This window comes from Kineococcus glutinatus, from assembly GCF_039542765.1.
In the GTDB taxonomy this organism is placed as follows: domain Bacteria; phylum Actinomycetota; class Actinomycetes; order Actinomycetales; family Kineococcaceae; genus Kineococcus_A; species Kineococcus_A glutinatus.
Window position 1 is genome coordinate 1 of the sequence record NZ_BAABIL010000220.1, and the last position, 5,743, is coordinate 5,743.

Below are 5,743 nucleotides of genomic sequence, written 5' to 3' on the forward strand. Positions count from 1 at the left end.
CGCGGGCACGGCCGACGCCGACGCCGTGCTCGTCGCCCTCGCCCGCTGACGCCGCGGCCCGCGGATCCCGTGCGCCCCGCGGGCCGGGGCGGCGTCAGCGCACCATCACTGCGGCGTCGAGGGGTCCGCGTAGCGCAGCAGCGCGCCGATGCCCTGGGCCGCGTCCGGGCGCTCGGCCACCAGCTCCATCTCCGCGTCCGAGGCGGCCACGGCCCGCACCAGCGCGGCGTCGGCGGCCACCTCGACCGGGTCCGGCTCGCCCAGCGCCCGCACCTCCTCCGCGGAGGCCCCCAGGCACAGCGGGTCCGAACCGGTCCACAGCCGCAGCGTGGACGTCGGGTCGTCCCGCAGCAGCAGCACCTGCACCTGGCTGCGGCGCAGCGCGTCGACCACCGCGGTCAGGCCCTCCACCGCCAGGCCGCGCCCGCCCGTGGAGCTGGGGCCCTGCAGGGTGCGGGTGCGGCCGATCTCCTGCTCGAACTGCTCCACGACGCGGTCCCGGCGCCGGGTGCGCACCCCCTCCAGCGCCTGGGCCAGGTTGCGCTCGAACACCTCCTCCTTGACGCCGGCGTGCCGGCTGCCGCCGGGCACCTCCTCCACCAGCGCCAGCACCCGCTGGCTGGCCTTGCTGCGCAGCGAGTGCATCGCCTTGGTGTCGCCGGTCACGAAGACCGCCTCGGGGTTCTCCCGCGCGACGAGCTTGTCCAGGTGCTCGGCGACGGTGGCCGCGTTGTGGTCCCAGGAGTCCTGCACGGCGTACTGGTAGCGCAGCGCCGCCCAGCCGCCGCCGGGCACCTTGTGCAGCAGGTCGTGGTCCCCCTCCACCGTCTGCTCCTCGGCGGTGCCGGGGGCGTCGGAGTGGGCGACGGTGACGTCGGCGCCGGCGCGGTCCATCTCCACCAGCACGTAGCGCACGTCGTGGGCCAGGGAGCGCACGAGCGGCATGAGGTTGGGCACGGGCCCGGCCGTGGACTCCTCCCGCAGCGGCGGGGAGGGCAGCAACCGGTCGATGACGATGCCGGAGGCGGTGGCCACGACGGCTCGCCCCACCCGCCCGCCCACGCCGGTGGGCTGCACCGCGACCTCCCCGACGGCGTCGAGGGCGGCGGCGGGGGCGCCCGCCCGGGCGAGCTGGGTGCGCGCGTCCTGCCAGCGCAGGTCGATCTCGTGGGCACCCGTCTCGTCGTTGCGGGTCGCGTCGAAGACGAGGGAGACGTACGTCCCCGCGTCCTCGGTGGCGGGCTTGAGCCAGTCCAGCTTCACGGCGATCCTCCTCGATCGGAACTCTCCGTCCTAGGTGGCCTACCCTCCGGCGTCGGGCGCCAAACGGCGGCCGGCGCGCCGCCTCCCGCACCGTCCCCCGTGCCGGCGCGGACGCAGCGGCACCGGGCGGTGACGGAGCGCCGCGGGGTGTCTGGGAGCATCCCCCGCATGCGCGTGGACCACGTCGGGTATGCAGCCGGTCCCGAGGGGCTGGAGGCCACCGCCCGGCGCCTGGCCGCCGCGCTCGGCGTGCGCGTCGTGCAGGGCGGCCCCCACCCGGGCTTCGGCACCCGCAACGTCGTCCTGCCGCTGTCGGAGCGCTGCTACGTCGAGGTCGTGGAGGTGCTCGACCACCCGGTGGCCGACAAGGTGCCCTTCGGGCGCGCCGTGCGCCGCCGCTCCGAGGCGGGTGGCGGCTGGTTCACCTGGGTCGTGCAGGTCGACGACATCACCCGCTTCGAGCAGCGCCTCGGCATGCCCTCGGAGGTCGGCGCCCGCCGCCGGCCCGACGGGGTGGAGCTGACCTGGCGCCACATCGGCGTCCCCGGCCTGCTGGAGGACCCCCAGCTGCCCATGCTCCTGCAGTGGGACTCCCCGCCCGTCCTGCACCCCTCCTCGATGGCGCTGGCCGGCGGCACCCGGCTGGCCGGCCTGGAGATCGCCGGGGTCCGCGACCGCGTCCGCTCCTGGCTGGGCCTGTCGCCGGAGTGCGCCGTCCGCGACCTGGACTTCACCTGGCTGCCCGTCGGGCCGGGCCAGGGGGCGGGGCTGCGCAGCGCGGTCTTCACCGGCCCGCGGGGCACCGTCCGCATCTGAGCGCGGCGGCGCCCCACGGGCCGGGTCGGACGGGTCGGCCGGGTCAGGCCGGGTGGTGCTGGTTGGCCCGCGCCAGGTCCTCCTCGAAGTCCACCTCCACCGCGAAGCGGCGGGAGATGTCCAGCGGCCGCACCCGCATCCCGCGCTCCTGCACGGCCAGCTCGATGCCGCGCTCGAAGTAGTCGGTGTCCGCGCAGCGACCCAGCTGCTCCACCAGGAGCGCCTTGTCGCGGGCGGCCACGAAGTTGATGCCCACCGCCTCGCCGAGACCGCCGGTCACCGTCTTCGACAGCTCCCGCACGAACCCGTCGGCGTCGACGGTGTACTTCACCTCCTCCTCGCCCACCGCGTCGTGGTTCACGCACACCGTGCTGACGTCCTCCGCGATCCGGGGCCGCAGGTCCTCCAGCACCGCCGGGTCGAACACCACGTCGCCGTTCATCCACAGCACCCCGCCCTCGGCGGAGGTGCTGAGGGCCCGCAGCAGGCTCTTGGAGGTGTTGGTGCTGTCGTAGAAGGCGTTGTAGGCGAACAGCAGGTCCGGCTGCGCCTCCATCACCAGGGTCGCCTTGAACCCCACCACCGCGGTGATGCGGACCGACCCGCCGAACACCGAGCGCAGGTTGTCCACCTGCTGCTGCATGATCGTGCGACCCTCGTCGAGCCGGGTCAGGGGTTTCGGCATCGGGCGGCCGAGCCGCGTGCCCATGCCCGCGGCCAGGATGACCGCCTGGACGTCGCTCACGCACTCCTCCTCGTGGGCTGGCCCCCGCCGGTGCGGCGGGGGAGGAACAGGTCGAGGACGCGCTCGGTGGCGCGACCGTCCTCGAGGTGGCAGAAGGTCCGCCGGAACGCGGCGAGGTCCTCGGCGTGCTCCCGCGCCAGCGCGGGCACGTCGGCGACGGCGTCGAGGACCTCGTCCGTGCCGGCCGCCACCGGGCCCGGGCACAGCGCCGGGAAGTCGAAGTAGAAACCCCGCAGGTCGTCGCGGTAGTGGTCCAGGTCGTACGGGTAGTACACGATCGGGCGCCCCGTCACCGCGAAGTCGAACTGGGTGGAGGAGTAGTCCGTCACCATCACGTCCGCGGCGAGGTACAGGTCCGCGATGTCCGGGTGGAACGACACGTCCAGCACGCCCGGCACCTCCACGGTGCCCAGCGCCCCGGACACCATGTAGTGCAGGCGCAGCAGCAGGACGTGGCTGCCCCCCAGCCGCTCCGCGAACCGCTCCAGGTCCAGGCGCAGCGCGAAGTCCGGGCCGTCGCCGAACAGGTCGTCGTCGCGCCACGTGGGCGTGTACAGCACCGCGGTGGCGTCCTCGGCGACGCCGAGCTGCCGGCGCACCCGCGCGCGCCGCTCCTCGCGGTCCGGTGCGCTGAGCACGTCGTTGCGCGGGTAGCCGGTCTCCTCGACCCGGCCGGTCCAGCGGAACGCGTGCCGCAGGTGCGGCGTGCTCGCCGCGTTCGGCGACAGCAGCGCGTCCCAGCGCGCCACGTCGCGGTCCAGCCGCGCCAGCCGCCCCTCGGGCGCGAACAGCACGTCGTGGTGGATGGTCTTCAGCGGCGTGCCGTGCCACGTCTGCAGGTATGTCGTGCCGGGGCGCTTCTCCCACTCCAGGTCGATGTGGGTGTTGGACACCACGACGTCCGCGGACTCCAGCAGGTCCACGCACTCCTGGCCCCCGTAGGGCACCGTCGCGGTGCCCTCGGGGAACCCGTGGGCGTGCGCCGGCGACGACAGCCACACGTGCTCGACGTCGTCGCCGCGCGCCAGCAGCGCCTCGTGCACGGCGCGCGGGTTGTCCGAGTAGCGCCCCTCGAAGCTGTGGTAGACGATCCGCATCCTCCTCCCGCCGGGTGCACCGGGGCCGCGGCTCCACCCCACGGTCAGACCGCCGCCCACGACGCCGCCCCGCGCGGGCCGGGCACGTCGGCCCCCGCCCCGCGGTGCCGCCAGGACATGACCAGGTCGACGACCCGCTCGGTGGCGCGGCCGTCCTCCAGGTGGCAGAACCTCTGCCGGAAGGCCGCGTACCGGTCCGCGTGGCGCGCGGCCACCGCGTCCAGGTCCGCCACCGCCTCGACGACCTCCTCGCTCGTGGCGAGCAGCGGGCCCGGCGCGATCGCCTCGAGGTCGAAGTAGAAACCCCGCAGCGAGTCGCGGAAGTGCGCCAGGTCGTACGCGAAGAACACGATCGGCTTGCCGGTGATCGCGAAGTCGAACATCGCCGAGGAGTAGTCCGTCACCAGGACGTCGGCGGCCAGGAACAGGTCGGCGATGTCGGGGTGGCCCGACACGTCCAGCACCCCCGGCACGTCCAGGCGCCCCAGCCGGCCCGACAGGAAGTAGTGCAGGCGCAGCAGCAGCACGTGGTCCCCGCCCAGGCGCTCGGCGAAGCGGCGCACGTCCAGGTGCAGCTCGAAGTCGCGCCGGCCCTCGACGTCGACGACGTCGTCGCGCCACGTCGGGGCGTACAGCACGGCCCGCACCCCCTCGGGGACGCCCAGGGCCGCGCGCACCTCGGCCCGCCGCTCCTCGCGGTCGGGGGCGCTCAGGACGTCGTTGCGCGGGTAACCCGTCTCCGGCACCGGGCCCGGGAAGCGGAACGCCCCCCGCAGCGGCTCCGTCGCCGCCGCGCTGGGGGAGAGCAGGACGTCCCAGGAGCGCACGTCGTGGTCGTCGTCGCCGAGCGGGCCGTCGGGCATCGTCAGCGCGTCGTTGTGGATGCGCTTGAGCGGCGTGCCGTGCCAGGTCTGCAGGTGCAGGGCGCCGGGCTTCTTGCGCCAGCCGCGCTCGGTGCCGTAGTTCGCGACGAGCACGTCGGCCGCCTCCAGCGCGGCGCGGGACGCCGGGGTGTGCGGGGCCACCGTGCGGACCCCCGCCGGGAAGGCCGCGGCGTGCTCCGGCGCGCACAGCCACGTGTGGCCCGCCTCGGCACCGCGCGCCACCAGCGCCTCGTACACCGCCCGGGGGCTGTCGGAGAACCGACCCCCGTAGCTGTTGTAGACGATCTCCATGCGTCTCCTCGTCGATCGGGTTCCTGCTGCCGCGCAGCACCTCGCTGTGGCTCGCCGGACAGGTCGTCCCGCCATGATGGCGGACGCGGACCGGCCGCCGTGACCGTCGGTGCGGTCCGTGCGGGCACAGCACCCGGCCGGGTGGGGCCGTCCGGGTGGTGACCGCGACCGCCCGCCGGGCCCGGGTGGTGCCCAGGGGGTGCTCAGGAGGTGCTCAGCCGGCGTCCGGCCCGGGGTCGAGCCCGGGGTCCAGCACCGTGATGCCCGGCGTGGTCGCCGCCCCGCACTCGGCCAGCGCCCGGCCCCCCTCCGCCAGCGGCAGCACCCGCGACACCAGCGCCTCCGGGTCGAAGCGCCCCGCCGCCACCAGCCCCAGCAGCCGCGGGTAGTCGTGCGCCGCCATCCCGTGGCTGCCCAGCACCTGCAGCTCCAGGGCGATCACCCGCTCCAGCGGCAGCTGCGGGCGCCCCGCCGCCGCCGGCAGCAACCCCACCTGCACGTGCCGGCCCCGCGCCCGCAGACCCAGCACCGACGCCTCGCACGCCGCCGCGGCGCCCACCGCGTCCACCGACACGTGCGCCCCGCCGCCCGTCGCCTCCCGCACCGCCTCCGCCACCACCGCCGGCGCCCCCGCGGCCGCCAGCACC

The 5,743-nt window shown here is 75.5% G+C and carries 6 protein-coding genes; 1 reads left to right on the forward strand and 5 read right to left on the reverse strand.

The annotated features are described in order from the left end of the window. Positions 1-105: 105 nt before the first annotated feature. Positions 106-1,263, reverse strand: coding sequence for a baeRF2 domain-containing protein (locus tag ABEB16_RS09430; protein WP_345712002.1), 1,158 nt, complete (start codon positions 1,261-1,263; stop codon positions 106-108). A 168-nt stretch (positions 1,264-1,431) separates the two neighbouring features. Between ABEB16_RS09430 and ABEB16_RS09435 the strand changes: the two genes are divergently transcribed. Further along, positions 1,432-2,079 carry a VOC family protein gene (locus ABEB16_RS09435; RefSeq protein WP_345712003.1) on the forward strand — a complete coding sequence of 216 codons (648 nt, stop codon included), beginning with the start codon at positions 1,432-1,434 and terminating at the stop codon, positions 2,077-2,079. A 43-nt stretch (positions 2,080-2,122) separates the two neighbouring features. On the opposite strand, the gene ABEB16_RS09440 is transcribed toward ABEB16_RS09435, so the two are convergent. The 4 genes from ABEB16_RS09440 to ABEB16_RS09455 all read right to left on the reverse strand — a co-directional run. Beyond that, a complete protein-coding gene (locus ABEB16_RS09440) occupies positions 2,123-2,788 on the reverse strand; it encodes a phosphocholine cytidylyltransferase family protein (RefSeq protein ID WP_345712007.1) in 666 nt (221 codons plus the stop codon). 32 nt (positions 2,789-2,820) lie between these two features. Continuing rightward, positions 2,821-3,921 (reverse strand): CDP-glycerol glycerophosphotransferase family protein, encoded by a 1,101-nt coding sequence (locus ABEB16_RS09445; protein WP_345712004.1) that lies wholly within the window; start codon positions 3,919-3,921, stop codon positions 2,821-2,823. A gap of 44 nt (positions 3,922-3,965) precedes the next feature. Further along, complete coding sequence (locus tag ABEB16_RS09450; RefSeq protein WP_345712005.1) at positions 3,966-5,096, reverse strand: CDP-glycerol glycerophosphotransferase family protein; 1,131 nt, start codon at positions 5,094-5,096, stop codon at positions 3,966-3,968. 214 nt (positions 5,097-5,310) lie between these two features. After that, positions 5,311-5,743, reverse strand: a 433-nt coding sequence (locus ABEB16_RS09455; protein ID WP_345712006.1) for a zinc-binding dehydrogenase, incomplete at its 5' end; no start/stop codon positions are given.